This window comes from Streptomyces dysideae (assembly GCF_001514305.1).
Taxonomy (GTDB): Bacteria; Actinomycetota; Actinomycetes; order Streptomycetales; family Streptomycetaceae; genus Streptomyces; species Streptomyces dysideae.
Genome location: NZ_KQ949079.1, coordinates 61120 through 84783, shown reverse-complemented (window position 1 = coordinate 84783; position 23664 = coordinate 61120). Strand labels below are relative to the sequence as shown.

General features: G+C 72.2%; 21 protein-coding genes and 1 pseudogene. 15 read left to right on the top strand and 7 right to left on the bottom strand.

Features of this window, described 5'->3' with window-relative positions:
• Window positions 1–15: 15 nt before the first annotated feature.
• From AQJ91_RS55385 to AQJ91_RS10730, 3 genes are all read right to left on the bottom strand, one after another.
• Window positions 16–477 carry a hypothetical protein gene (locus AQJ91_RS55385; protein WP_234382016.1) on the bottom strand — a complete coding sequence of 154 codons (462 nt, stop codon included), beginning with the start codon at window positions 475–477 and terminating at the stop codon, window positions 16–18.
• 1415 nt (window positions 478–1892) lie between these two features.
• Entirely contained in the window at window positions 1893–2537 is a 645-nt protein-coding gene (locus AQJ91_RS10735) for an HAD family hydrolase (protein ID WP_067018920.1), read from the bottom strand.
• Window positions 2538–2625: 88 nt separating this feature from the next.
• On the bottom strand, window positions 2626–4176 hold the full coding sequence (locus AQJ91_RS10730) for an NAD(P)H-hydrate epimerase (protein WP_067018916.1): 1551 nt from the start codon (window positions 4174–4176) through the stop codon (window positions 2626–2628).
• A 139-nt stretch (window positions 4177–4315) separates the two neighbouring features.
• Between AQJ91_RS10730 and AQJ91_RS10725 the strand changes: the two genes are divergently transcribed.
• Complete coding sequence (locus AQJ91_RS10725; RefSeq protein ID WP_067018914.1) at window positions 4316–5518, top strand: hypothetical protein; 1203 nt, start codon at window positions 4316–4318, stop codon at window positions 5516–5518.
• A 33-nt stretch (window positions 5519–5551) separates the two neighbouring features.
• Here the strand turns inward: AQJ91_RS10725 and AQJ91_RS10720 are convergent, their stop codons facing one another.
• Entirely contained in the window at window positions 5552–5923 is a 372-nt protein-coding gene (locus AQJ91_RS10720; protein WP_067019446.1) for a holo-ACP synthase, read from the bottom strand.
• A 147-nt stretch (window positions 5924–6070) separates the two neighbouring features.
• Between AQJ91_RS10720 and AQJ91_RS10715 the strand changes: the two genes are divergently transcribed.
• The 7 genes from AQJ91_RS10715 (at window position 6071) to AQJ91_RS54380 (ending at window position 13187) form a co-directional block, all read left to right on the top strand.
• Complete coding sequence (locus tag AQJ91_RS10715) at window positions 6071–7036, top strand: hypothetical protein (RefSeq protein ID WP_067018911.1); 966 nt, start codon at window positions 6071–6073, stop codon at window positions 7034–7036.
• Between the two features lie 13 nt (window positions 7037–7049).
• Window positions 7050–8786, top strand: a complete 1737-nt coding sequence (locus AQJ91_RS10710) for a M16 family metallopeptidase (RefSeq protein ID WP_067018908.1) — start codon at window positions 7050–7052, stop codon at window positions 8784–8786.
• A 92-nt stretch (window positions 8787–8878) separates the two neighbouring features.
• Entirely contained in the window at window positions 8879–9778 is a 900-nt protein-coding gene (locus tag AQJ91_RS10705; RefSeq protein ID WP_067018906.1) for a L,D-transpeptidase family protein, read from the top strand.
• Between the two features lie 40 nt (window positions 9779–9818).
• Window positions 9819–10988 (top strand): alanine racemase, encoded by a 1170-nt coding sequence (alr, locus tag AQJ91_RS10700; RefSeq protein WP_067018902.1) that lies wholly within the window; start codon window positions 9819–9821, stop codon window positions 10986–10988.
• 129 nt (window positions 10989–11117) lie between these two features.
• Complete coding sequence (locus tag AQJ91_RS10695) at window positions 11118–12359, top strand: alpha/beta fold hydrolase (protein ID WP_067018900.1); 1242 nt, start codon at window positions 11118–11120, stop codon at window positions 12357–12359.
• A complete protein-coding gene (gene tsaE / locus AQJ91_RS10690; protein ID WP_067018898.1) occupies window positions 12325–12837 on the top strand; it encodes a tRNA (adenosine(37)-N6)-threonylcarbamoyltransferase complex ATPase subunit type 1 TsaE in 513 nt (170 codons plus the stop codon). The genes AQJ91_RS10695 and tsaE overlap by 35 nt, the downstream gene beginning before the upstream one ends.
• Before the next feature lie 185 nt (window positions 12838–13022).
• On the top strand, window positions 13023–13187 hold the full coding sequence (locus AQJ91_RS54380; protein WP_199847899.1) for a hypothetical protein: 165 nt from the start codon (window positions 13023–13025) through the stop codon (window positions 13185–13187).
• A 17-nt stretch (window positions 13188–13204) separates the two neighbouring features.
• On the opposite strand, the gene AQJ91_RS10685 is transcribed toward AQJ91_RS54380, so the two are convergent.
• Window positions 13205–13783, bottom strand: coding sequence for a L,D-transpeptidase (locus tag AQJ91_RS10685; protein WP_067018896.1), 579 nt, complete (start codon window positions 13781–13783; stop codon window positions 13205–13207).
• Between the two features lie 591 nt (window positions 13784–14374).
• Here AQJ91_RS10685 and tsaB point away from each other — a divergent pair.
• The 4 genes from tsaB to AQJ91_RS10665 are packed head-to-tail and all read left to right on the top strand — an operon-like array spanning window position 14375 to window position 16908.
• Window positions 14375–15028, top strand: a complete 654-nt coding sequence (gene tsaB / locus AQJ91_RS10680) for a tRNA (adenosine(37)-N6)-threonylcarbamoyltransferase complex dimerization subunit type 1 TsaB (RefSeq protein WP_067018890.1) — start codon at window positions 14375–14377, stop codon at window positions 15026–15028.
• On the top strand, window positions 15025–15531 hold the full coding sequence (rimI, locus tag AQJ91_RS10675) for a ribosomal protein S18-alanine N-acetyltransferase (protein ID WP_067018888.1): 507 nt from the start codon (window positions 15025–15027) through the stop codon (window positions 15529–15531). The genes tsaB and rimI overlap by 4 nt, the downstream gene beginning before the upstream one ends.
• Entirely contained in the window at window positions 15524–16627 is a 1104-nt protein-coding gene (gene tsaD / locus AQJ91_RS10670) for a tRNA (adenosine(37)-N6)-threonylcarbamoyltransferase complex transferase subunit TsaD (protein WP_067018885.1), read from the top strand. Before rimI ends, tsaD begins: the two co-directional genes overlap by 8 nt.
• On the top strand, window positions 16624–16908 hold the full coding sequence (locus AQJ91_RS10665; protein ID WP_067018884.1) for a hypothetical protein: 285 nt from the start codon (window positions 16624–16626) through the stop codon (window positions 16906–16908). The genes tsaD and AQJ91_RS10665 overlap by 4 nt, the downstream gene beginning before the upstream one ends.
• A 205-nt stretch (window positions 16909–17113) precedes the next feature.
• Here the strand turns inward: AQJ91_RS10665 and AQJ91_RS10660 are convergent, their stop codons facing one another.
• Window positions 17114–19423, bottom strand: a complete 2310-nt coding sequence (locus AQJ91_RS10660; RefSeq protein ID WP_067018883.1) for a beta-xylosidase/alpha-l-arabinosidase — start codon at window positions 19421–19423, stop codon at window positions 17114–17116.
• Window positions 19424–19545: 122 nt separating this feature from the next.
• On the opposite strand from AQJ91_RS10660, the gene AQJ91_RS10655 reads away from it, so the two are divergent.
• From AQJ91_RS10655 to AQJ91_RS10645, 3 genes are all read left to right on the top strand, one after another.
• The gene (locus AQJ91_RS10655; RefSeq protein ID WP_067018882.1) at window positions 19546–20610 is read left to right on the top strand and encodes a LacI family DNA-binding transcriptional regulator; all 1065 of its coding nucleotides are present in this window, start codon (window positions 19546–19548) and stop codon (window positions 20608–20610) included.
• A gap of 106 nt (window positions 20611–20716) precedes the next feature.
• The gene (locus AQJ91_RS10650; protein ID WP_067018880.1) at window positions 20717–22069 is read left to right on the top strand and encodes a glycoside hydrolase family 10 protein; all 1353 of its coding nucleotides are present in this window, start codon (window positions 20717–20719) and stop codon (window positions 22067–22069) included.
• 85 nt (window positions 22070–22154) lie between these two features.
• A complete protein-coding gene (locus tag AQJ91_RS10645) occupies window positions 22155–23210 on the top strand; it encodes an LCP family protein (protein ID WP_067018879.1) in 1056 nt (351 codons plus the stop codon).
• 7 nt (window positions 23211–23217) lie between these two features.
• Here AQJ91_RS10645 and AQJ91_RS58725 read toward each other — a convergent pair.
• A pseudogene (locus AQJ91_RS58725) lies at window positions 23218–23349 on the bottom strand (DUF6624 domain-containing protein); the annotation flags it as partial.
• Between the last annotated feature and the right edge of the window lie 315 nt (window positions 23350–23664).

The following is a 23664-nucleotide window of genomic DNA, read 5'->3' as shown; positions in this document are numbered from 1 at the left end:
GGGGGCAGGCTCGGCTCAGCACCAGTCGCCGCTGTCGTCCCGGTCCGCGGTGATCGCGATCTCGACGGTGCCGTCGGCCGGCCCCTCCACCATCAGGAACGCGGTCGTACCGTCGATCCGCTTGGCGAAGCAGTCCTCCGACCTGGGCTTCCAACCCTTCGCCGGCGCGGCCTCCCGGTAGTGGGCGAGGACGCTGTCCCGGGACCCGCCGTAGGAGTAGGACTTCCCGGCGACCACGAACAAGTCGTCGTCATCGCAGTGCTGATACGGATCCGGCTCCCCGAACTCCTCGGGCTGGGCGTCCAGTACGGACTCTTCCGCCAGGACATCCCCGAGCTTCTCCTCCTCGGACCCACACCCGTACTCGAACAGGAAGTAGCCCACGGGCGACCCCGCGACGACGAACGCCGCCGTCCCCGCCAACCCCGCCGCTGCCACCAGCCCGGCCAGCGATCTCCCCACCCTGTGCATGCGCATGCCGGGGGACGTTAGCGGAAGGGCGGCCGGGGTGCCTGCGGTTCGCCCCGCGTTCGGCATCCGAGGTTCGAGGTCTGCTGCTCAACCGCCAACTGGTGGCGTGGCCGTCGGGGCCGCCCGCTTCTTGGCAGTGTCGTGCTTCCGCGACCCGCGTCAAGGGCGCTGCGCGTCGGCTGCGCCGATGGCCCTGCGGGCCACCCTTGACCCGGCTCGCTCCAGCACGGGTGAGAAGCGAGCGAGCGGCCCGGAAAGGCGGGTGGCCGAGGCAAGTTGGCCCCGTCCGTTGGCCATGAGGTACCCGGCGGAGGGGATGCGCGTCCGCGTCTCGCCAGCACGCCGGGCGGGCTCAGCGCCTGACTGCCGGTGGGGAGGAGGGCGCTTCAGCCCGTCCGCGCACGCCGGGTGGGCTTGGCGGCGAGCGGAGAGTGAGGGGCGCGCGTCGGATGAGTGGCGGCATGCCGGGCGGGCTCAGCGGCGAGCGGCCGGTGGATGAGGATGCGCGTCTGTGGGGCACGCTGGGATGGCTTAGCGCCTGGCCGACGGTGGGGCTGGGGCGCGTCGGCTCGTCCGTGCACGCCGGGGCGGCTTGGCGGCTATCGGCAAGCGATGAGGTGTGAGTGGTGAGTGGGGCTGGGGTGCCCGTCGGCGGGAGCCGGGGCACGCTGGGATGGCTGGGCGACTGACGGCAGGTGGGGGAGGGGGCGCGTGAGATGAGTGGCGGTACGCCGGGTGGGGATGACCGTGAGCGGTGACTAGGCGGGCTCGGTGGAAGGCGTGCTCAGGAGGCTGGGCGGAAAGAGCGGTCACGGGGCGATCCCCGCTCGCCCCAGCAACCTCGCCTGCCCCATTTCAGGGAGCAATTGGAGGATTCGTTTCACGGGTGGGCCTACCGGCCAGGGCTTTTCCGTGTCCGGCGTGAAACAAATCCTCCAATTACGCTTGGCTGGCTTCTCTGCCATCGGGTGCCGCCCATGTTCCCTGGCTTTGCTCACTGGTCGCTTGCGGGGGCCAAGGCGAGTGTCCGAACGGTTCGTCGAATGACCTGCCACCGACGCCACTGCGGGCCCGCGCCCCACTCGCCGCTGGCTGCCAGGCCAACCCGGCGTGCGCGGACGGTCCGATGCGCCCCTGCCCCCACCGGCCGTCAGCCGCTAAGCCATCCCGGCGTGCAGGCGGGGCGCGACCGCGTACCGTCAACGCCGGTCCACCCCACACCCAACAGCAGCCGCCAACCTGCCTCGGCCACCCGCCTTTCCGGGCCGCTCGCTCGCTTCTCACCCGTGCTGGAGCGGCCCGGGTCAAGGGTGGTCCGCAGGGCCATCGGCGCAGCCGACGCGAAGCGCAGCGCAGCGCCCTTGACGCGGGTCGCGGAAGCACGACACTGACCAAGAAGCGGGCGGCCCCGACGGTCACGCCTACAACTTGGTCCCATCCCGTAGGCCCCCACCCGCCGCGAACGCCAGCACAGACGGAACCGCCTCGCGCAGACTCCCGAAGTGGTGGTGGACGCCCTCCACCGCAACCGGCGCGTTCACGCCCCACACCGTCATCCCGGCCCGTAGTCCGGACTCGACCCCCGTCGGGGCGTCCTCGATGACCAGGCAGTCCTCCGGCGCGGCGGACAGCATCGCGGCGGCCCGCAGGTACGGGGCGGGAGAGGGCTTGCCCTCGTCGACCGCCGCCGCGTCCACGATCACGTCGGGCATCGGCAGCCCCGTCCGTCGGAAGCGGCCGCGCACCCGGTGTTCGTAGTTCGAGGTCACCAACGCCCAAGAACCCGAGGGCAGACCACGCAACAACTCCGCCGCGCCGTCGAAGGCCGCGTAGACCCCGGAACGGACGTCCTCGTCCTCCAACTCGTGCAGCGCGGCCAGGCATTCACGCGGGTCACGGTCCGCGGCGACCTGCGCGAACGTCTCCGTCGGGCGTGTGCGCAGCGCCACCTCGTACACCTTGTCGGCGTTCAGCCCGTACCGCTCCGCCCATGCTGCCCATACCCGGCGCTGGTTGCTCACCGCGTCGATCAATGTGCCGTCGACGTCGAACAGGACGTACCTCATGCCGCCGAGTTCAGCAGGTCCCCCACGAGGCCCACTTGGCCTACTGGTCCCATTCATCACGCGCCGATCATGTCAGGCGCCGAGCCCCCTACTCCCGTACATCCCGCCAAGCCCCCGGAATCGCCGCCGCCACATCATGCGCCCCGGCCGGCGCTCCATCCGCCGCGAACCTCCCCGCCAGCCCATGCAGATACGCCGCCACACTCCCCGCGTCCCGCGCCGACAGTCCCGCCGCCAGCAGCGAACCCGCCAGCCCGGACAGCACGTCCCCGCTCCCGGCCGTGGCCAGCCATGCCGTACCTGTCGCGTTGACCCGAACCGCCGATCCACCCCTCGAACCGCTCCTCGATCCACCCCTCGAACCGCTCCTCGATCCACCCCTCGAACCGCTCCTCGATCCACCCCCCGAACCGTCCCCCGATCCACCCCCCGGCGCCGCCGAACCACTCCCCGGATCCGCCACCACGGTCGTCGCCCCCTTCAACAACACCGTCGCCCCATACCGCCCCGCCAACTCCCGCACCGCCGCCAGCCGCGCCCCCTCGACCTCCTCCCGGGCCACCCCCAGCAACGCCGCCGCCTCCCCGGCATGCGGCGTCATCAGCGTCGGTGCCGTACGGGCCCGTACCGTCTCCCGGTCCGCCAGTCGCAGCCCATCCGCGTCCAGCAGTACCGGGACGTCCATCGCCAACACCTCCGCCACCGCCGCCGCGTCGTCCCCGGCGCCCGGGCCCGCGACCCACGCCTGGACCCGGCCGGCCTTCTTCGGGCCCCGGTCCGACACCAGCGTCTCGGGGAAGCGGGCGATCACCGCGTCCCCGGCGGGGCCGACGTAGCGTACGGCGCCCGCGCCGCCCCGCAGGGCCCCGGCGACGGCCAGTACCGCCGCGCCGGGATACCGCGAGGAGCCGGCCGCGATACCGACCACTCCGCGCCGGTACTTGTCGCTCTCCGCCCCCGGCACCGGCAGCAGTCGCGCCACGTCCGCGTGCTGCAACGCCTCCAACTCTGGCTCGGCCGGCAGTTCCAGACCGATGTCGATCAGCCGTACCGAGCCGGCGTACTCCCGCGCCGGATCGACCAGCAGCCCGGGTTTGTGCGTGCCGAAGGTGACCGTGAGGTCGGCCCGGATCGCGGCGCCGCGTACCTCGCCCGTGTCGGCGTCCACGCCGCTCGGCAGGTCCACGGCGACCACGGCGGCACGGGATCGTTCGGCGGCCGACGCCAGCGGTGCCGCCTCCGCCCGCAGCCCGCCCTTGCCGCCGATGCCGACGATCCCGTCCACGACCAGGTCCGCCCGGTCGATCAGCTCATCGGCGGAATCCACCCCCGCGACCCGGCCCCCGACCCGCCGCAGCGCCGCCAGTCCCCCGGCATGCGCGCGTTCCGGCGTCAGCAGCACCGCCGTGACGCCCGCGCCGCGCCTGGCCAGCCGGGCCCCGGCGTAGAGCGCGTCGCCGCCGTTGTCGCCGCTGCCGATCAGCAGTACGACCCTGCTGCCGTACACCCGGCCCAGCAGATCCGCGCAGGCCGCGGCCAGTCCCGCCGCCGCTCGTTGCATCAGCGCCCCGTCCGGAAGCCGTGCCATCAGCTCCCGCTCGGCTGCCCTTACCGTCTCCACGCTGTACGCAGTACGCATGTGTTCGAGTCTCCCGTACGTGACGGAACTCGTCGCAGCCATTGACGCTTTGCCACCCCATTGCCAAACTCACCGGCCCCCACACGATGAATCGATTCAGTCGAATCGATTCGATGACACCAGCGGAGGACCCACCCCCATGGGACGCAGAGCCGCACTCCCCGCACGCACCCGCACCCGCACCGCCCGCACCGGCCTCGCCGCCGCCGGAGCAGCCGTCGCCCTCCTCACCATCGCGGGCGCCCTGACCGCCGCGCCCGCCACCGCCGCCCCGCCGCAGGCCGAGCTCGCCGCCTGCGGCGACGGCTCCTACCAGGCCGAGGCCGTCCTCAACGGCAGCACCTGGACCGCCCGGCGCGGCAGCTCCACCGTCTACACCGGCACCGATCTGCGCGCCGCCGTCCAGGCCGCCGTGAACAGCCTGACCGCCGGGCGCACCGCCAAGGAGCGCGTCGTCGTGCGCGGTTCGGGGTCGATGTCCGCCGGGTCGCGGATCTCCCTGCCCAGCTACACCACGCTGGACGTCTGCGGCACCATCAACGTCACCGGCACCGGTTCCGGCGACCAGGCCCCGGTCTACTCCCGGGGCACCCGGGACGTCGAGGTCCAGCACCTCAACCTCACCGGCGTCCCGCTCTACGGCATCTTCATGCGCAACGTCCAGAACGTCGTCCTCGGGCAGATCGACATGCGTCTGTCGCGCGGCCTCGGCGTCCGGATCGACAACCGCGGCGACACCAGCCAATGGACGCGGAATGTTCGTATCGACAATGTGTATGTGTCCGGTGCGTCCAGTCATGCCGTGGAGACCTATGGCGTCGACGGCATCACCATCGGCACCGTCACCGCGCGTAATGTCGGTGAGTCGGGGCTGCTGCTCAACCAGACCATCAATGCGACCGTGACGAAGGTCGACGCCGATGGGGCTGGTGCCGGGACCGGGTACGCCGCCTTCCGGATGGCCAACCGGAATGGTCGGGTCGGGTCCTCCTACCCGACCAACATCCGCGTGGGCGAGGTCATCGCGCGCGGTGGCGGGCGTGGGGTGTTCTGCGTGTCCGAGAGCGGCGGGGCCGTCATCGACCGGGTGAACATCTCCAACACCGGCAACAACTCGGTCCTGATCGAGAACTGCTACAACGTGAACCTCGCCGCCCAGAGCGGCACCGTCACCGGCGGCGGCGAGATCCGGCTGGCGGCGCGGTCGGAGTTCCCGAACAACAAGGACATCACCATCCAGAACCTGACCGTCACCAACTCGGCGATCAGGGAGAGCCCCTGCGGTGAGAACACCACGTTCCGGAACATCACCCGGGTGAACAGCAGCCAGAACATCTGCTGACGGCCGCACAGGGTGAGACGGGTTCCGCCCGTCTCACCCCTCCGCGATCACCACAGCCGACGCCACCCCCGCATCATGACTCAGCGACACGTGCCAGGACTGCACGCCGAGTTCCGCCGCCCTTGCCGCGACCGTCCCTTTCACCCGTAGGCGTGGCTGGCCGCTGTCCTCTACGTAGACCTCGGCGTCCGTCCAGTGCAGGCCCGCGGGGGCGCCCAGTGCCTTCGCCAGCGCCTCCTTCGCCGCGAAGCGGACGGCGAGTGAGGCGACGCCCCGGCGCTCTCCGCTGGGCAGCAGCAACTCGCTCTCCAAAAACAGCCGTTGGGCCAGTCCGGGCGTGCGTTCCAGCGACGCCGCGAACCGGTCGATCTCGGCCACGTCGATACCGACCCCGATGATGCTCATGCCGAGCACCCTACGGCCGGGGAACTCCGCCCGCGTCACTGTCACAGCCTGCTGCTAGCCTGCGGCGATTCAACGTTTCACTACGTCAGCGCGCCCTGGGGGGCCAGTCGGCGCGCCGTCGTTCCAGCATCGCCAGGGGGCGGAGGCATGAGCAGTTCCAGCAGTGGCAGACAGCCGGGCGCGTCGTCGGGGCCGTCGTTCGATCCGTACGTCAATCTGCCAGAGCTCGTTCCGTTGCGTACCGCGGCCGTGAGTGGGGACTGGACCGCCGTCCAGGCGTATTTCGCGTCCCTCGACTCGGCCGACAAGGTCACCTTCGTCGTGGGGCTCGTCGCCGAGACGGACGGGGTCGAGAACATGCTGGAGCGGGCCGTGGCCGAGCGGCCGGCCGATCCGCTGCCGCGCACGCTGCTCGCCGACCGGTATGTCCGCATCGGATGGGGCATCCGGGGTGACGCCCGGGCCAAGCACGTCTCCAGCGGGCAGTTCGACCAGTTCCACGACTGGCTGCGGCGGGCCGAGCGGATCCTGATCGAGGTGTGCGCCGAGCAGCCGTCGTACGCCCCGGCCTGGACCGTACGACTCATCACCGCGCGCGGGCTGTCGCTCGGGCAGGCCGAGGCGCGGCGGCGTTACGAGCGGCTGTCCGCCCATCATCCGCACCACTACGCCGCCCAGCAGCAGCTCCTCCAGCAGCTGTGCCCCAAGTGGGGCGGCAGCTGGGACGACGCGCACGGGTTCGCCCGGGAGTCAGCGGCCGCCGCCCCTGACGGGTCGCACGCCGGTGCCCTGGTCGCGCTCGCCCATCTGGAGCGCTGGCTGGATCTGGACGGTTCCGAGGCCGGTGCCTATATGCGGGGGCTGCCGGTCCGCGACGATCTGCGGCACGCCGCCCAGGTGTCCGTGCTGCACCCGGACTACCGGCCCGGCTGGCACGGGATCGGCACGCACAGCGCGTTCGCGATGGCCTTCTCGCTGGGCGGTCACTTCGAGGACGCGGCCCGGCACTTCGCCGCCCTCGGCGACCGGGCCGCGGAGTTCCCGTGGTCGTACCTGTCCGATCCGCGCGGCGCCTTCGTCAAGTACCGCAAGTCCGCGCTGGCGACGCTCTGAGGGGGACCGACACATGACCACCGAACTGCACGGCGCCGACGCGCTCGACGCCCTGAACGGCCTGATAGCCCACACCACCACCCAGGGCATCCCCACCCTGTACGCCCCGCGCCAGGGTGAGATCACCGCCGGTCTCTTCTTCCGGGTGGGCCGCGCCGACGAGACCCTCGCCACCTCGGGGATCACCCATCTCGTCGAGCACCTCGCCCTGCACCGCCTGGGCCTGTCCGACCTGCACTACAACGGCGCCACGGCGAACACGTACACCCTCTTCCACGTCACCGGCAGCGAGGAGGAGGTCGTCGCCTACCTGAACAGCGTCTGCGCCGCCCTGCGCGACCTGCCGCTGGACCGGCTGGAGACCGAGAAGGAGATCCTGCGCACCGAGGCGGCCGGCCGCGGCGGCGCCGACTCCCAGATGCCGCTGTGGCGTTACGGCGCCCAGGGCTACGGCCTGGCCGGCTACAACGAGCTCGGCACCTGGAGCCTGACGGCCGACCAGGTACGGCACTGGGCCGAGACCCGGTTCACCCGCGACAACGCCGTGCTGTGGCTCACCAGCGACACCGTCCCGGCCGGCCTGGACCTCACCCTGCCCGCCGGCACCCGCATCCCGGCGCCCACCGCGTCCGGCGCGCTCCCGGTCATGCCCGCCTACATCCACGGCGACGACGGCCACGTCTACTTCAACGCGGTCGTCCGCCGCTCCACCGCCGCCTCCGTCTTCGCGGACGTGCTCGGCCGCGCCCTCTTCCAGGACCTGCGCCAGGAGGGCGGCTACTCGTACTCGGCGGAGGCCGACTACAGCCCGCGCGACGCCGAGTACGCCACCCTCACCGGGTACGCCGACGCGCTGCCGAAGAAGCAGTCCGCCGTCGTCGGCGGCTTCGTCGACACCCTCGCGCGGCTGCGCGCCGGCCGTATCGAGCAGTCCGAGCTGGACTCCGTGCGCGCCAAGACGCTCAAGATGTACGACACCCCCGACCTCGGCGCCGCCTCGCTCCCGTCGTACGCCCTGAGTCTGCTGCTCGGCCACCGCATCCTCTCCCCGGAGCAGCACCGCGCCGAGCTGGCGGCGGTCACCGTCGCCGACCTGCGCGAGGTGGCCCGGGAGGCGTGGGCGAGCGGGCTGCTCCAGGTGCCGGGCCGGGGTGCCGACTGGGCCGGGTTCACGCTCGCCCCGCAGTATTCGGCGTCGGCGGTCACCGGCACCCGGCACCAGTCGCTGGAGGACGAGCGGATCACGCTGGTCATCGGCGCAGAGGGCGTGAGCCTCGCCACCCCTGACGGTCCGGTCACCGTGCGCTACGACGCGTGCGCCGCGATGACCGCCCGCCCGGACGGGGCCCGCAGTCTGACCGGCCTCGACGGCTTCGCGGTCACCGTCGAGCCGACGCTGTTCCGGGGGGTCACGCCCGAGCGGATCGTCGCGCTGGACGCGGCCGTGCCGCCGGCCGCGGTGGTCCGGATGCCGGCCCGCGACCCGGAGCAGATCCCGCAGCCCCGCAAGCGCACGTCCGCCCCGCAGCGGTCCGGCGGCGGCCGCTCGACCTGGGCGTGGTCGCTGGCCCTGTGTGTCGCCGGCACGATGGCCGCCGTATGGGGGCTGCTGGGCGCGGTGGCCGTGGCCGACGAGATGGGGGCGGCCGAGCCGGAGTGGGACGCCCTCATCGGGATCGTGCTGCTGGAGCTGCCGCTGCTCTTCGCGACATGGAAGCTGTACAAGGCGCGCAAGCGCAGACGGGGGTGACGGGGGGGCTGGTGACGGGGTCGCTCCGCGAAAAGGGTGACCCCGCAGCGCGGCACCACCGGCCCGCCCCGTTCCCGCGTTTGGCTGATCGCATGATCAGCAGACGTATCGCATACCGCGGCGCGGCCGTGCTGCTCGCCATGGCGACCGCCCTGCCGACGGCCGGAACCGCCGCGGCGGCCCCAGTGCGACCTGGACCCCCCGTTCCCGGACCGGCCAGTGACCTGGTGCCCGGCGTGCGGCCAGGCCCCTACCAGCCCTGGCAGAGCAACACCCCCGACCAGGTGCTGCCGCCGACGGTGTACACGCCGAGCGCGGCCGAGGACGCCGTCGAGCCGGTGGACGCGGCGGCGGGGACGTACGACCTCGTCGAGTACGTGCCGCTCGGGGACGCCGCCGCGCGGGTGGCGTGCAGCAAGCGGACCGGGCCCTACCAGCGGCAGGTCGAGCGGTGGCTGAAGCTGAAGGCCGACGGGAAGCAGTCGGCGGCCGACTGCAAGGCCATCCGCGCCTTCCAGGTGAAGCAGAAGATCAAGCCGGCCAACGGCTTCGCCGGGCCCGTCACCTGGTCCACCATGCAGCTCATCTCCGCCCGCAAGAACCCGAACGCCGCCAAGAAGTGCCCCGTGCGCACCTACCGGGTCGCCTGCGTCGACCTCGGCCGCCAGCTGACCTGGGTGCAGAAGGGCAAGAAGGTGGTCTACGGCCCCGTCCCCATGCGCACTGGGAGCCCGAGGTACCGGACCCGCACCGGCTGGCACACCGTCTACTGGCGGCACAAGAACCATGTGTCGACGCTCTACAACAGCCCCATGCCGTACGCCCAGTTTTTCAGCGGCGGCCAGGCCTTCCACGCCGTCTACGACAGCATCTTCACCACCGAGGGCTCCATGGGCTGCGTCAACCTGCGTCTGGGCGACGCCCGCAAGCTGTGGAGCGTGCTGAAGAAGGACGACCGGGTGTACGTGTGGGGACGGCGCCCCAGCACCTGAACCCAAGGGGTGTCCGACCCCTCTGAGACACTGGGGCGCGATGACTGAGACAGCTGCCCTGCGGACCGCGCCCCTGCGGGCCCGCGCCGAGATCGATCTGGCCGCCCTGCGGGCCAATGTGCGGACCCTGCGCGCCCTCGCGCCGGGCGCGGCCCTGATGGCGGTCGTGAAGTCGGACGGCTACGGCCATGGCGCGGTGCCGTGTGCCCGCGCGGCCGTCGCGGCGGGGGCGACCTGGCTCGGTACGGCCACGCCCGAGGAGGCGCTCGCGCTGCGGGCGGCCGACGGCCTGGACGACGTCCGGATCATGTGCTGGCTGTGGACGCCGGGCGGGCCCTGGCGGGAGGCCGTCGAGGCCCGCCTCGACGTGTCGGTCAGCGGGATGTGGGCCCTGCGGGAGGCCGTGGCGGCCGCCCGGGAGGCCGGTGCTCCCGCGCGCGTGCACCTCAAGGCCGATACGGGGCTCGGGCGCAACGGCTGCCAGCCCGGCGACGACTGGGCCGACCTGGTCGGCGAGGCCCTGCGGGCGGAGCGGGAGGGGCTGGTCACGATCACCGGGCTCTGGTCCCACTTCGCCTGCGCCGACGAACCCGGGCATCCGTCGATCGACGCCCAGCTCGGCCAGTTCCGGGAGATGGTGGCGTACGCCGAGCAGCGCGGCGCCCGCCCCGAGGTGCGGCACATCGCCAACTCGCCCGCCACCCTCACCCGCCCCGACAGCCACCTCGACCTCGTCCGCACCGGCATCGCGATCTACGGCATCTCACCCAGCCCCGAGCTCGGCAGCCCCGCCGACTTCGGACTGCGACCGGTGATGACGCTGGCGGCCTCCGTCGCGCTGGTGAAACGCGTCCCCGGCGGACACGGCGTCAGCTACGGCCACCGGTACATCACCCCGGGCGCCACGACCCTCGGCCTGATCCCCGTCGGCTACGCGGACGGCATCCCGCGGCACGCCTCCTCCGCCGGCCCGGTGCTGGTCAACGGCAAGTGGCGGACGGTCGCGGGACGGATCGCGATGGACCAGTTCGTCGTCGACCTGGGCGGCGAGGAGCCGGCCCCCGGCACCGAGGCGGTCCTCTTCGGGCCCGGCGACCGGGGTGAGCCCACCGCCGAGGACTGGGCGCAGGCCGCGGGCACCATCGCGTACGAAATCGTGACCCGCATCGGAACCCGCGTTCCCCGCGTCTATGTGAATGTGGCGCGATGAACGAGGCGCGTCCATATGAATGAGGAACAAGCCGGGTAGCCGCCCGGAGAAACCACTGACACCGAAACCCCAGCACCGGATCCGATCTCGGCACCCGGCGCACAGCAGTACGGCGAAGAGGAGCGGTACGTGAGCGAGAGCAGCGCGGAGGTCGTCCCGGCCGTCGCCTCCGCCACGGGGGCGGCCGGAAACTGGCGCAGGGCGACCGGCATCGCGGGCGCCGCGATAGGCGTGATCGCGGCCGGAGCGGCGGCCGGTGTCGCCATCGAGCGGATGACCGTCGGACGAGGCATGCGGCAGAAGGCCCGGCTCGCCCTCGACTCGGCGGGGCCCTACGGCTCGCTGCGCGGCATGCCCGGCAAGGCGTACTCCGACGACGGCACGGAGCTGTACTACGAGGTCGACGAGATCGACCCCGAGGCCGTCCCGTCGGTCGCGCCGCGCCGGCGGCGGCTGTTCGGGCGGAAGGCCCCGGCCCCGGTCACCGTCGTCTTCAGCCATGGCTACTGCCTCAGCCAGGACTCCTGGCACTTCCAGCGGGCGGCCCTGCGGGGCGTCGTGCGGACCGTGCACTGGGACCAGCGCAGCCATGGCCGCTCCGCGCGGGGTGTCGCCCAGGTCGAGGACGGTCTGCCGGTCGACATCGAGCAGCTCGGCCGGGACCTCAAGGCCGTCATCGACGAGGCCGTGCCCGAGGGGCCGATCGTGCTGGTCGGGCACTCCATGGGCGGGATGACCGTCATGGCCCTGGCCGACCAGTACCCCGAGCTGATCCGCGACCGGGTCGTCGCCGTCGCGCTCGTCGGTACGTCGTCCGGGAACCTCGGCGAGGTCAACTTCGGGCTGCCCGTCGCGGGTGTGAACGCCGTACGGCGCGTCCTGCCCGGGATACTGAAGGCGCTGGGGCAGCAGGCCGCGCTGGTGGAGAAGGGGCGCCGGGCCACCGCCGACCTGTTCGCCGGGATCATCAAGCGGTACTCGTTCGCGTCCCGGGACATCGACCCCGCCGTCGCCCGGTTCGCCGAGCGGATGATCGAGGGCACGCCGATCGACGTGGTCGCCGAGTTCTACCCGGCGTTCACCGACCACGACAAGACCGAGGCCCTCGTCCACTTCACGGACTTGCCCGTGCTGGTGCTGGCCGGGGTCAAGGACCTCGTCACGCCCAGCGAACACAGCGAGGCCATCGCCGACCACCTGCCCGACGCCGAGCTGGTCCTCGTGCCGGACGCCGGGCACCTGGTGATGCTGGAACACCCGGAAGTGGTCACCGACCGCCTCGCCGACCTCCTCACCCGCGCGGGTGCCGTGCCCGCAGGGGCTACGGTTGGAGGCTATGGAAGCACCAGCAGCACCGCACAACCCGGCTGAGATCCAGCTGATCGTCAACGCTCCCGAGCAGATGCGGGAACTGGGCCGCCGCCTCGCCAAACTGCTGCGCGCCGGCGACCTCGTGATGCTCAGCGGGGAGCTCGGCGCGGGCAAGACGACGCTCACCCGGGGGTTGGGGGAGGGGCTGGGCGTGCGGGGCGCGGTCACGTCCCCGACCTTCGTGATCGCCCGCGTACATCCCTCCCTCGGGGGCGGCCCGCCCCTGGTCCACGTCGACGCGTACCGCCTGGGCGGCGGCCTCGACGAGATGGAGGACCTCGACCTCGACGTCTCGCTGCCCGAGTCGGTGATCGTCGTGGAGTGGGGCGAGGGCAAGGTCGAGGAGCTCACCGACGACCGGCTGCAGGTCGTCATCCACCGTGCCGTGGGCGACACGACCGACGAGGTGCGGCACGTGACGCTGACGGGGCTCGGGGAGCGCTGGGCGACGGCGGACCTGAGCGTGCTCTCGGCCTGAAAGCCGGCCTGCAGGCCGGCCTGGGGAGCGGCCAGAAAGGCTGCCGGGTTTCGCCGGGTTTTATGAACGTTCCGACAAGACGTCGGCAAGATGTTGCGTTCGGCGTCTTACGCGTGGTCACATGGAATCCAGTCCGTAGTTAGGTCTACCTAAGTACGTCTGCCCCCGGCACCCAGGAGGCGTCCATGTCGGCCACCGAACGAGACGAGTCACCACCGCGGGTGGGCTTCGGGGTGTCCATGCGCGATCTGCTGGCGGCGGGCGTCGCCGCGAACGTGATCTCGACACCGCCGCGCGAGCCCGACCCGCAGCCGACCGAGCCGCACACGGAGGAGCGCAGAGCCGCCTGACGGTCGGCGGACCTCCGCTACCGGACGACGACGACCTTCCGCCCGATCGTCGCGAAGTCCCACATCGCCTTGCCGTCCGCCCGTGACTCCCGGATTCCGCCCGTCTTCACGCCCGGGTCGGACACCGGGGTCGACCCGGCCCTCGCCGCGCTGAAGCCGATGGTGACGCCGTCCACGCTGGTGAAGCGGACGACGTGCTCGATGGGGGTGCCGTCGGTGCCGGTGACCGCCTTCGAGCGGGACGTGACGGCGTAGCTGCCCGGGGCCGGGTCGACGGAGCCCGGGGTGACCCTGAAGCTGCGCCGCACCTGCTCACCCTTGCCGATCAACCACACCCGGTCGGCGGCCACCGAGTACACGACCCGTGCGCCCGCGCCGGACCCGGCGGGCAGGGCGGCGGGGTCCTGCTTACCGCGGGGTGCGTTCGCTGCGCTCGCGGCAGGTGAGCTGTTGGCGTGGGCCGTGCCGAGGTCGGCCGGGACGCTCGCCGAGGCCTGGTAGGCGAGAAAGCCGATGCCCGCGATCGCCGCCGCGGTGAGCGCCGCCACGAATCCGGAGCTGCTGCGGGGGCCTGTCCGGCGGATCTGGCTGGCCATTCGGTGCGGCTCCTTTTCAGTGCGGGCAAGCGGGGTCTGGTCCGGGTAGCTGCAAATGCGGGGAGGTTGCGGCAACAGCCGCTGCCGCGGCGGGTGACGACAACGCCGCTGGGGGGCACCCACCGTCGCCCACCTCGGGCAATCGCCTCGTATGCCGTGCTTCCGCCCGACCGTAGCAGCGGTGACCGGCCGACCTGGGCGGCTGTGCCGGGCCCGGGAGTCCGTGTCGGGCGTCGCGTGCGCACCGCTTGCCGCGCGAGCTCGGCCCGCCGATGTGGTTCGTCCGCCGTGCTCGGACGACCTCGTGCGGGGGTACCCGCGTCCAGGGTGGCTCGGGCCTTGCGGGCCCGCTCGCCCGGGTTGGACGACGGCGCCGTTCCCGGGTGCCCGTGTCGGGCGTCGCGTCCGCCCGGCGCCGCCCGGTGCGTACCGCTCGTCGCGCGAGCCCGGCCCGCCGATGCGGCTCGTCATGCTCGGACAGCCTGGCGCGGGGGTACCCGCGTCCCGGGTGGCCTGGCCTCGCGGGCCCGCCCCCTCCGGGTGGACGGCGGGACGTCCGACGCCGGCCCCGAGGAGCCGTAGGCTGTTTGCGTGCTCTTGCTCGCTCTGGATACCGCCACCCCAGCCGTCACCGTCGCCCTGCACGACGGCACGGACGTCATCGTCTCGTCGAGTCAGGTGGACGCGCGCCGGCACGGTGAGTTGCTGCTGCCGGCCGTCGACCGTGTGCTCGCCGAGGCCGGGCTCAAGCTCGACGCCGTCACCGGCATCGTCGTGGGCATCGGACCCGGCCCCTACACCGGGCTGCGCGTCGGCCTGATGACCGCGGACACCTTCGGGCTCGCGCTCGGTGTCCCCGTGCACGGCGTGTGCACGCTGGACGGCCTCGCGTACGCCTCCGACCTGGAGGGCCCCTTCGTCGTGGCGACGGACGCCCGGCGCAAGGAGGTCTACTGGGCGCGGTACGCCGACTCACGCACCCGCGTGACCGACCCCGCCGTCGGCCGGCCCGCCGACATCGCCGACCGGGTCGCCGGGCTCCCGGCCGTCGGTGCGGGCGCGCTGCTGTACCCGGACACCTTCCCGCAGGCCCACGAGCCGGAGCACGTGTCCGCCGCCGCCCTCGCCTCGCTCGCCGCGGAGCGGCTGGCGGCCGGCGAGGAACTCCCGCCCGCCCGGCCGCTGTATCTGCGCCGGCCCGATGCCCAGGTCCCCAAGAACTACAAGGTGGTCACCCCCAAGTGACCGAACCCGTGACTCCTCGACTGCGCGAGATGCGCTGGTGGGACATTGACCCCGTGCTCGAGCTGGAGAAGGACCTCTTCCCCGAGGACGCCTGGTCCCGGGGCATGTTCTGGTCCGAGCTGGCCCACTCGCGGGGCACGGAGGCGACGCGCCGGTACCTGGTGGCCGAGGACGGCGGACAGATCGTCGGATACGCGGGCCTCGCCGCCTCCGGAGACCTCGCCGACATCCAGACCATCGCCGTCGCCCGCGATCACTGGGGCACCGGCCTCGGCGGACGCCTCCTCACCGAACTCCTGCGGGCCGCGACCGCCTTCGACTGCGCCGAAGTGATGCTGGAGTGCCGGATCGACAACATCCGCGCCCAGAAGCTCTACGAGCGTTTCGGCTTCGAGGCCATCGGTTTCCGACGCGGCTACTACCAGCCGGGCAACGTCGATGCCCTGGTGATGCGCCTGACCGACCCTTCAACCTCCGTACAAGGAACTGAGATCCATGGCTGACGAACCTCTGGTCCTGGGGATCGAGACTTCCTGCGACGAGACCGGCGTCGGCATCGTCCGCGGCAGCACCCTGCTCGCCGACGCCGTCGCCTCCAGCGTCGACGAGCACGCCCGCTTCGGCGGCGTCGTGCCGGAGGTCGCGTCCCGGGCGCATCTTGAGGCGATGGTCCCGACCATCGACCGCGCGCTGAAGGAGGCGGGGGTCAGCGCCAGGGACCTCGACGGCATCGCTGTCACCGCCGGTCCGGGTCTCGCCGGTGCGCTGCTGGTCGGCGTATCGGCGGCGAAGGCGTACGCGTACGCGCTGGGCAAGCCGCTGTACGGCGTCAACCACCTGGCCTCGCACATCTGCGTGGACCAGCTGGAGCACGGTCCGCTGCCGGAGCCGACGATGGCGCTGCTGGTGTCCGGCGGGCACTCGTCGCTGCTGCTGTCCAGCGACATCACGTCCGACGTCCGTCCCATGGGCGCGACCATCGACGACGCGGCGGGGGAGGCCTTCGACAAGATCGCGCGCGTGCTGAACCTCGGCTTCCCGGGCGGTCCGGTCATCGACCGGTACGCGAGGGAGGGCGACCCGCACGCCATCGCGTTCCCGCGCGGTCTGACCGGCCCGCGCGACCCGGCGTACGACTTCTCCTTCTCGGGGCTCAAGACGGCCGTGGCCCGCTGGATCGAGGCCAAGCGGGCGGCCGGCGAGGAGGTGCCGGTGCGCGATGTGGCGGCCTCCTTCCAGGAGGCGGTCGTGGACGTGCTGACCCGCAAGGCCGTGCGGGCCTGCAAGGACGAGGGCGTCGACCACCTGATGATCGGCGGCGGTGTGGCGGCAAACTCCCGGTTGCGGGAGCTGGCCCGGCACCGCTGCGAGACGGCCGGGATCCAGCTCCGGGTGCCGCGGCCCAAGTTGTGCACCGACAACGGGGCGATGGTGGCCGCGCTGGGTGCCGAGATGGTGGCGCGGAACCGGTCGGCGTCCAGCTGGGACCTCTCGGCGGACTCGTCGCTGCCGGTGACGGATCCTCATGTGCCGGGCACCGGCCACTCTCATGACCACGACCATGTGCACGAGGTCAGCAAGGGCGACCTGTACTCGTGACCGTCGCGCTGATGTGGGAGGCGCGGGCCGTCCCCGGGAAGGGTGCGGAACTGCTGGCCTGGGCGCGGGCGCAGCAACTCGCTGAGAAGCCGTTGCGCCGGGAGGTCTTCCGGGCCCCGCAGGACCGGGTCCTCGTCATCACGTGGTGGGATGCCGGCTACGACGCCGTGCTGCCGGAACTGCCCGAGCCGGACGGGGAGTTGGTCACGCGGGCGGTGCACCGGTGGAGGTTCGAGTCGGTGGGGACGGACGCACGGCCAGAGGTGACGGGGAGGCCCTGAACCATCACTCCGGTGGAGCAGGGGCCCCGCACACTGGCGCCGTACCCGGCGTCCCAGATCGCACGGGCACCGTAGCCCGAACGGCCCAGAACACGACAAGCCCGCAAGCCGATCATCGCGCGATCGAGTTAGACCACTCTCGTGCACACTCCCCGCCAAGCAGCTGACGCCCCCCCCCGTGCGCCCCCGTGCTCCGCGCGGAGGGTCACACCGCCCCCGACACCTCCGTCTCGCACCGCAGCCGCCGGCCGGGGCCGAGCTCCCGGAGCGGACCGGTCAGGGCGAGTCGTGCCGTGTGGCATACCTCCGTGCTGGATGCCGCCAACCGTAGTTCCAGGATGCCCGGTTCGACCACCCTTCGGCCGGAGCGGTCGGTGAACGCCGAGAGATCCGTGTGGAACCGGAAGGTCACCCGGGCCGCCTCACCCGGCGTCAGCTCCAGCCGCTGGTAGCCGATCAGCCGTACGTCCGGACGCGTGACGCTCGCCACCGGGTCGTGCAGATACAGCTGGACCACCTCCGCGCCCGCGCGGTCGCCCGTGTTGCGGACGGTCAGGGCCAGGTCGTACCAGCCGTCCGTGCCGATCGTCGTCGCGGGGCCCTCGGTGACCGTCTCCCACGCGAACGTCGTGTACGAGCGGCCGTGTCCGAAGGCGTACAGCGGCGTCGGATCCAGGTTGCTGACCTCGCCCGCCAGGCCCAGTGGCGGCTGGAGGTACGTCCACGGCTGGCCGCCCGGCACCTGCGGCACGCTCACCGGCAGGCGGCCCGACGGGTTGACGCGGCCCGACAGCACTCCCGCCACCGCCGGGCCACCCTCCTCCCCCGGGAAGAACGCCTGTACGACGGCGGCCAGCCGGCCGTGCCAGCGGCCCAGCGCGTACGGGCGTCCGGTCAGCAGAACCAGGACCACCGGGACGCCCGTCGCCACCAGCTCGTCCAGCAAGTCACCCTGGATGCCTGGCAGTTGGAGGTCGAAGACATCGCAGCCCTCGCCCGACGTGCCCCGGCCGAACAGGCCCGCCCGGTCGCCCAGTACCGCCAGGCAGACGTCCGCCTCGGACGCCCTCGCCACCGCCTCCGCGAAGCCCGCCGGGTCCGGGTCCGTCACCCCGCAGCCCTCCGCGAACGTCACCTTGGCGTCGGGGAGTTCGGCGCGCAGCGACTCCAGGAGCGTCGGGATCTCGATGCCCATCGGAGTTCCGGGGTGGTGGGTGAGGACGTGGGAGGGGAAGGAGTAGCAGCCGAGCATGGCCAGGGCGTCCGCCGCGCGCGGGCCCACCACCGCGATACGGGTGTCCGGCGCCAGCGGCAGGACGCCGTCCGGGTTGTCCAGCAGCACCACCGACTCCTCCGCGAGACGCCGGGCCACGGCACGGTTCGCGGGGGAGTCCAGGTCGATCCGGGTCCTCGGCTCCGGGTCCCAGTCCTCGTCCAGGAGGCCCAGCTCGCACTTCTGGAGCAGCACCCGGCGGGCGGCCCGGTCGATGAGCGCTTCCGGCACCTCGCCCGCCCGTACCGCCTCCACCAGCGGTTTCCCGTAGCACTTCAGCGTCGGCAGCTCCACGTCGAGGCCGGCCGCGAGCGCCGCGTGCGCCGCCTCGGCCGGTGACCCCGCCACCCGGTGCAGCGTCTCCAGGAAGCCGACCCCGAAGTAGTCCGCGACCACCGTCCCCGTGAACCCCCAGCGCTCACGCAGGAGTTCGGTCAGGAGTGCCGGGTCCGCGGAGGCCGGGACCCCGTCCGTCTCGTTGTACGCCGCCATCACCGAGCGCGCCCCGCCCTCGCGCAGCGCCATCTCGAACGGGGGCAGGGTGATGTCCGCGAGCTCCCGCACTCCCGCCCGTACCGGGGCCTGGTTGCGGGCGCCGGCCGAGGACGCGTACCCGGCGAAGTGCTTGAGCGTGGCGACGATTCCGGCCGACTCCAGGCCGCGGACGTAGGCCGTGCCGATCGTGCCGGTCAGATACGGGTCCTCGCCGATCGTCTCCTCGACCCGGCCCCAGCGCAGATCGCGTACGACGTCCAGGACCGGCGCGAGGCCCTGGTGGACGCCGGCCGAGCGCAGGTCCCGGCCGATGCGGTGGGCCATCTCCTCGACGAGCGGCGGGTCGAAGGTCGCACCCCAGGCCAGCGGCACCGGATAGGCCGTCGCCTGCCAGGCGGTGAAGCCGGCCAGGCACTCCTCGTGGGCCACCGCCGGGATGCCGAAACGGCCCGCCCCGGCGATACGGCGCTGGGCGCGGGCCAGTGCCTGCGCGCCCAGCGCCGGGTCCACGGGGGCGGTACCGAAGGCGCGGGTGAGCTGGCCCAGACCGTGGGTGATCAGCTCGTCCCACTCGTAGTCGGAGGTCATCTCGCGCTGGAGGGGAGCGACCCCGTCGCCGTCCGTCTCGGCGCCCACCCACACGCCGTACAGCTGGGCGGTCCGCTCCTCCAGGGTCATCCGGGAGAGGAGGTCGTCGACGCGGGCGGCGGCGGGCAGGGCGGGGTCGCGCCAGGGGGCGGTGGTCATGAAACTCCTGTCGGGGCGGAGGCCCTCTCGCGAATGTTTCGTTGTTCACCTCGAATGTTCCGGGAACCTAGGGGCGGTGCGGAGGGTTCGTCAAGAGGGCGCGCAGGGTTACGATCGCCGCCATGACACCCCCGGAGCCCGCTGAAACCCGGACGACACCACCGACGGCCGGACGGTCCTCGCGGACCGCGACGCTCGCCGAGATCGCCCGCGAGGCCGGTGTGTCCGCGCCGACAGTTTCGAAGGTCCTCAACGGACGCGCCGATGTCGCCCCGGCCACCCGCAGCCGCGTCGAGGAACTGCTGCGCGCCCACGGCTACCGGCGCCGCCGTGCCGAGGCCGGCCGCTCGCCCCTGATCGACCTGGTCTTCCACGAGCTGGAGAGCGCCTGGGCGATGGAGGTCATCCGGGGCGTGGAGAACGTCGCCCGGGACGCCGGGCTGAGTGTGGTGCTGAGCGAGAGTGCGGGGAGGCTTACGCCCGGACGTACCTGGGCCGATCAGGTCGCCGCCCGGCGACCGCACGGTGTGATCCTCGTGCTGTCCGGGCTGGACGAGTCCCAGCGCGCGCTGCTGACCAGCCGGTCCATTCCGTTCGTGGTCATGGACCCGGCGGGGGATCCGGGCGCCGACGTGCCGTCCATCGGCGCCACCAACTGGCAGGGCGGGCTCGCCGCCACCCGGCATCTCGTCGAGCTCGGGCACACCCGCATCGGCGCCATCACCGGGCCGTCCCGGATGATGTGCAGCCGCGCCCGCGTCGACGGCTACCGGGCCGCCCTGGAGACGGCCGGACTCCCGGTCGACCCGTCGCTGATCATGCCCGGCGACTTCCACCACGAGGCCGGCTACCGGCAGGGGCTGGAACTGCTCCGCCGGGCCGACCGGCCGACCGCGGTCTTCGCCGGGAACGACCTCCAGGCGCTCGGTATTTACGAGGCCGCGCGCGAGCTGGGGCTGCGGATTCCGGCGGACCTGAGCGTCGTCGGGTTCGACGATCTGCCGGTGGCGCCGTGGGTGGGGCCGCCGCTGACGACCGTACGGCAGCCGCTCACGGAGATGGCCGAGGCGGCGGCGAAGCTCGTCCTCGACCTCGCCAAGGAGGACGGGGCGCCGGCGGCGACCCGGGTGGAACTGGCGACCAGCCTGGTGGTGCGGAGTAGTACGGAGGCACCTCCGGCGGTTTGAGGCCCTGTCCGGTGAGGGTGTTGCTGTATTGACGGGTGTTCCGTGGCCCCCCACACTGCACCGAAGCCAGTCGGTTTTTTGACCGAAACTTTCGGAGGCACCCGCAATGAGATCTCTGAGAACGGGCTTGTCCCTGGCGTCCCTTGCCACCGGCGTCGCGATGCTCGGCGCCCTGCTGTTCACGGCACCCGCGGCGCACGCCGCCGACCCGCCCCTCCGCGACCTCGCCGACGCCAAGAGCAAGGTCATCGGTACGGCGGTCACCGGCTCCAAGCTCACCGGCACGTACGGCGAGATCGCGGGGCGGGAGTTCAACTCGCTGACCCCGGGCAACGCCATGAAGTGGGGCTCGGTCGAACCGACCCGGGGCAGCTTCAACTGGGCCGAGGCCGACCAGATCGTCGACTTCGCCGAGGCCCACGGGCAGCAGGTGCGCGGCCACACCCTGGTCTGGCACAGCCAGAACCCGGGCTGGCTGACCAACGGCACCTGGACGTCAGCCCAGTTGAGCCAGCTGCTGAACGACCACATCGCGCTGGAGGTCGGCCGCTACAAGGGCCGGCTGGCGGCCTGGGACGTCGTCAACGAGCCGTTCAACGAGGACGGCACCTACCGTCAGACCCTCTGGTACAACGGCCTCGGCGTCGACTACATCGCCCAGGCCCTGACCGCGGCACGCGCCGCCGACCCGGCCGCCAGGCTCTACATCAACGACTACAACGTCGAGGGCGTCAACGCGAAGAGCACCGCCCTGTACAACCTGGTCAGGTCGCTGCAGGAGCGCGGCGTCCCGATCGACGGCGTCGGCCTCCAGGCCCATCTGATCGTCGGGCAGGTGCCGTCCAGCGTCCAGCAGAACATCCAGCGGTTCGCCGATCTGGGCCTCGACGTGGCCATCACGGAGCTGGACATCCGGATGCAACTGCCCGCCGACAGCGCGAAGCTGACGCAGCAGGCCGCCGACTACAGGGCCGTGATGAACGCCTGTGTCGCGGTCGCCCGGTGCACCGGTGTGACCGTCTGGGGCTTCACCGACTCCGACTCCTGGATCCCGGACACCTTCCCGGGGCAGGGGGCGGCGACGCCGTACGACGAGAACTACGCGCCGAAACCGGCGTACCACGCGATCGCCGAGTCGCTCGGGGGCGGCGGCAGCCGGCCCACGGACGGGTGCACGGCGACCTACAGCGTCGGCAGCCAGTGGAACACCGGCTTCACCGGGCAGGTGCGGATCGCCTGCTCGGGGGCTGCGCTGTCGTCCTGGAAGGTGGGCTGGACCTTCGGTGCGGGCCAGCAGATCACCCAGGCCTGGAACGCGTCCTGCACACAGTCGGGGGCGGCTGTCACCTGCTCCAACGCCTCGTACAACGGGACGGTTCCCGACGGCGGTTCGGTGACCTTCGGGTTCAACGGGTCGTGGAGTGGGAGCAATCCGGTGCCGACCATCACCCTGGGTTGATTCCGGCCCGAGAAGTCTGAGAATTTCCGAAGAAAAGCCGCTCTGGGATCCCCGCCCGTAACAAATCGGACGTACGTTCCTCCTCGTGACGGGACGAGACGAGAACGGGGACGAGGGCAGAAGAGTGGGCCGGCGGTCGAAAGCGCTCAAGGCCGCCGGCCTCACCCTCGCGGGCGTGTTGGTGCTGGGCGTGGCCGCCGCGGGCTGGGCCTACTGGCACCTCAACGCCAACATCAAGAGCGTCGACATCAACAGCGCGCTCGGCGACGACCGCCCGGCCAGGGCGATGACGACACCCACGCCCACCGCCACCGCCTCGACGTCCCCGCTGCCGACCGAGGCCCTGAACATCCTGGTCCTGGGCTCGGACTCGCGCAGTGGCGAGGAGAACCAGGCGCTGGGCGGCGGCAGCAGCGAGGGCGCCCGCTCCGACACGGCGATGGTGGTGCACGTCGACGCGGGCCGGACGTCGGCCACGGTGGTCAGCATCCCGCGCGACACGCTGGTCACGCGCCCGTCCTGTCCGCGCTCGTCGGGCGGTTCGACGTCGGTGGCGTACAACGCGATGTTCAACAGCGCGTATTCGGTGGGCGGGCCGGTGTGCGCGGTGAAGACGGTCGAGTCGCTCACCGGCGTCCGCATGGACCACTACGTCGAGATCGACTTCGCGGGCTTCGCCAAGCTGGTCGACGCGCTCGGCGGCGTCACGGTCACCACGGACGAGGACATCGACGACGAGGACAGCCACCTCACCCTGGCGGCGGGCACCCACCACCTAGACGGCAAGCAGGCGCTGGCCCTGGCCCGCACCCGGCACGACATAGGCGACGGCAGCGACCTCGGCCGCATAGGACTCCAGCAGCAACTGGTGAAGGCCCTGCTGGACCAGATCTCCGCGACCGGCCTCCTCACCGACCCCGCCCAGCTCTACCGGGTCGCCGACGCGGTCACCGCCGGCCTGACCACGGACACCGGCCTGGACTCCCTGACCCAGCTGATGTCCCTCGGCCAGAGCCTGCAGGGCCTGTCGTCGGACGCGGTGAAGACGGTGACCATGCCGGTCGTACAGGCCCCGTGGGACCGCAACCGGGTGGTGGCCGACGAGCCGGAGGCACGCGAGCTGTGGGAGTCGCTGCGCTGACGGTACGTCAGGCGGGCTTGTGCTGGGCCGTGTACGCGGCGACGGGCGAGTCGTCCCGTACGCCGGCGATCTGGGTGCCGTAGACCCGCTCGCGTCCTTCGTTGACCAGCGTGCGGTCACGCGGGAACGCCGGCTCGCGCGTGGCCGGTTCGGTGATCGCCGCCCGCACGGTGGGCCGGTACGGGTCCGGGGTGCTGCTGGTGGCGGGCGCGCTGCTCGGGACCGCGGGGTTCGCGGCGGCGATGACGGTGGACGGCGGCTTCCTGCTCTCCGTCCTCGGACCGTCGGGGGTCGCCGGCGTCGGCATCGGCATCTGCTTCGTACCGCCGGGCACGGCGGCCACGGCGGGCGTCGCGCCGGCGGAGACGGGGATGGCGTCCGGCACCTGCTCAACTGCTCACGGCGGGTCGGCGGGGCCGTCGGGCTCGGAGTGCTGGTCACGGTGGCGGTGAGC

What these genes read in the sequence shown, in the direction of transcription:
- AQJ91_RS55385 (WP_234382016.1), bottom strand. Translation starts at nt 477, where the DNA reads ATGCGCATGCACAGGGTGGGGAGATCGCTGGCCGGGCTGGTGGCAGCG.
- AQJ91_RS10735 (WP_067018920.1), bottom strand. Translation starts at nt 2,537, where the DNA reads ATGAGGTACGTCCTGTTCGACGTCGACGGCACATTGATCGACGCGGTG.
- AQJ91_RS10730 (WP_067018916.1), bottom strand. Translation starts at nt 4,176, where the DNA reads ATGCGTACTGCGTACAGCGTGGAGACGGTAAGGGCAGCCGAGCGGGAG.
- AQJ91_RS10725 (WP_067018914.1), top strand. Translation starts at nt 4,316, where the DNA reads ATGGGACGCAGAGCCGCACTCCCCGCACGCACCCGCACCCGCACCGCC.
- AQJ91_RS10720 (WP_067019446.1), bottom strand. Translation starts at nt 5,923, where the DNA reads ATGAGCATCATCGGGGTCGGTATCGACGTGGCCGAGATCGACCGGTTC.
- AQJ91_RS10715 (WP_067018911.1), top strand. Translation starts at nt 6,071, where the DNA reads ATGAGCAGTTCCAGCAGTGGCAGACAGCCGGGCGCGTCGTCGGGGCCG.
- AQJ91_RS10710 (WP_067018908.1), top strand. Translation starts at nt 7,050, where the DNA reads ATGACCACCGAACTGCACGGCGCCGACGCGCTCGACGCCCTGAACGGC.
- AQJ91_RS10705 (WP_067018906.1), top strand. Translation starts at nt 8,879, where the DNA reads ATGATCAGCAGACGTATCGCATACCGCGGCGCGGCCGTGCTGCTCGCC.
- alr (WP_067018902.1), top strand. Translation starts at nt 9,819, where the DNA reads ATGACTGAGACAGCTGCCCTGCGGACCGCGCCCCTGCGGGCCCGCGCC.
- tsaE (WP_067018898.1), top strand. Translation starts at nt 12,325, where the DNA reads ATGGAAGCACCAGCAGCACCGCACAACCCGGCTGAGATCCAGCTGATC.
- AQJ91_RS54380 (WP_199847899.1), top strand. Translation starts at nt 13,023, where the DNA reads ATGTCGGCCACCGAACGAGACGAGTCACCACCGCGGGTGGGCTTCGGG.
- AQJ91_RS10685 (WP_067018896.1), bottom strand. Translation starts at nt 13,783, where the DNA reads ATGGCCAGCCAGATCCGCCGGACAGGCCCCCGCAGCAGCTCCGGATTC.
- tsaD (WP_067018885.1), top strand. Translation starts at nt 15,524, where the DNA reads ATGGCTGACGAACCTCTGGTCCTGGGGATCGAGACTTCCTGCGACGAG.
- AQJ91_RS10660 (WP_067018883.1), bottom strand. Translation starts at nt 19,423, where the DNA reads ATGACCACCGCCCCCTGGCGCGACCCCGCCCTGCCCGCCGCCGCCCGC.
- AQJ91_RS10655 (WP_067018882.1), top strand. Translation starts at nt 19,546, where the DNA reads ATGACACCCCCGGAGCCCGCTGAAACCCGGACGACACCACCGACGGCC.
- AQJ91_RS10650 (WP_067018880.1), top strand. Translation starts at nt 20,717, where the DNA reads ATGAGATCTCTGAGAACGGGCTTGTCCCTGGCGTCCCTTGCCACCGGC.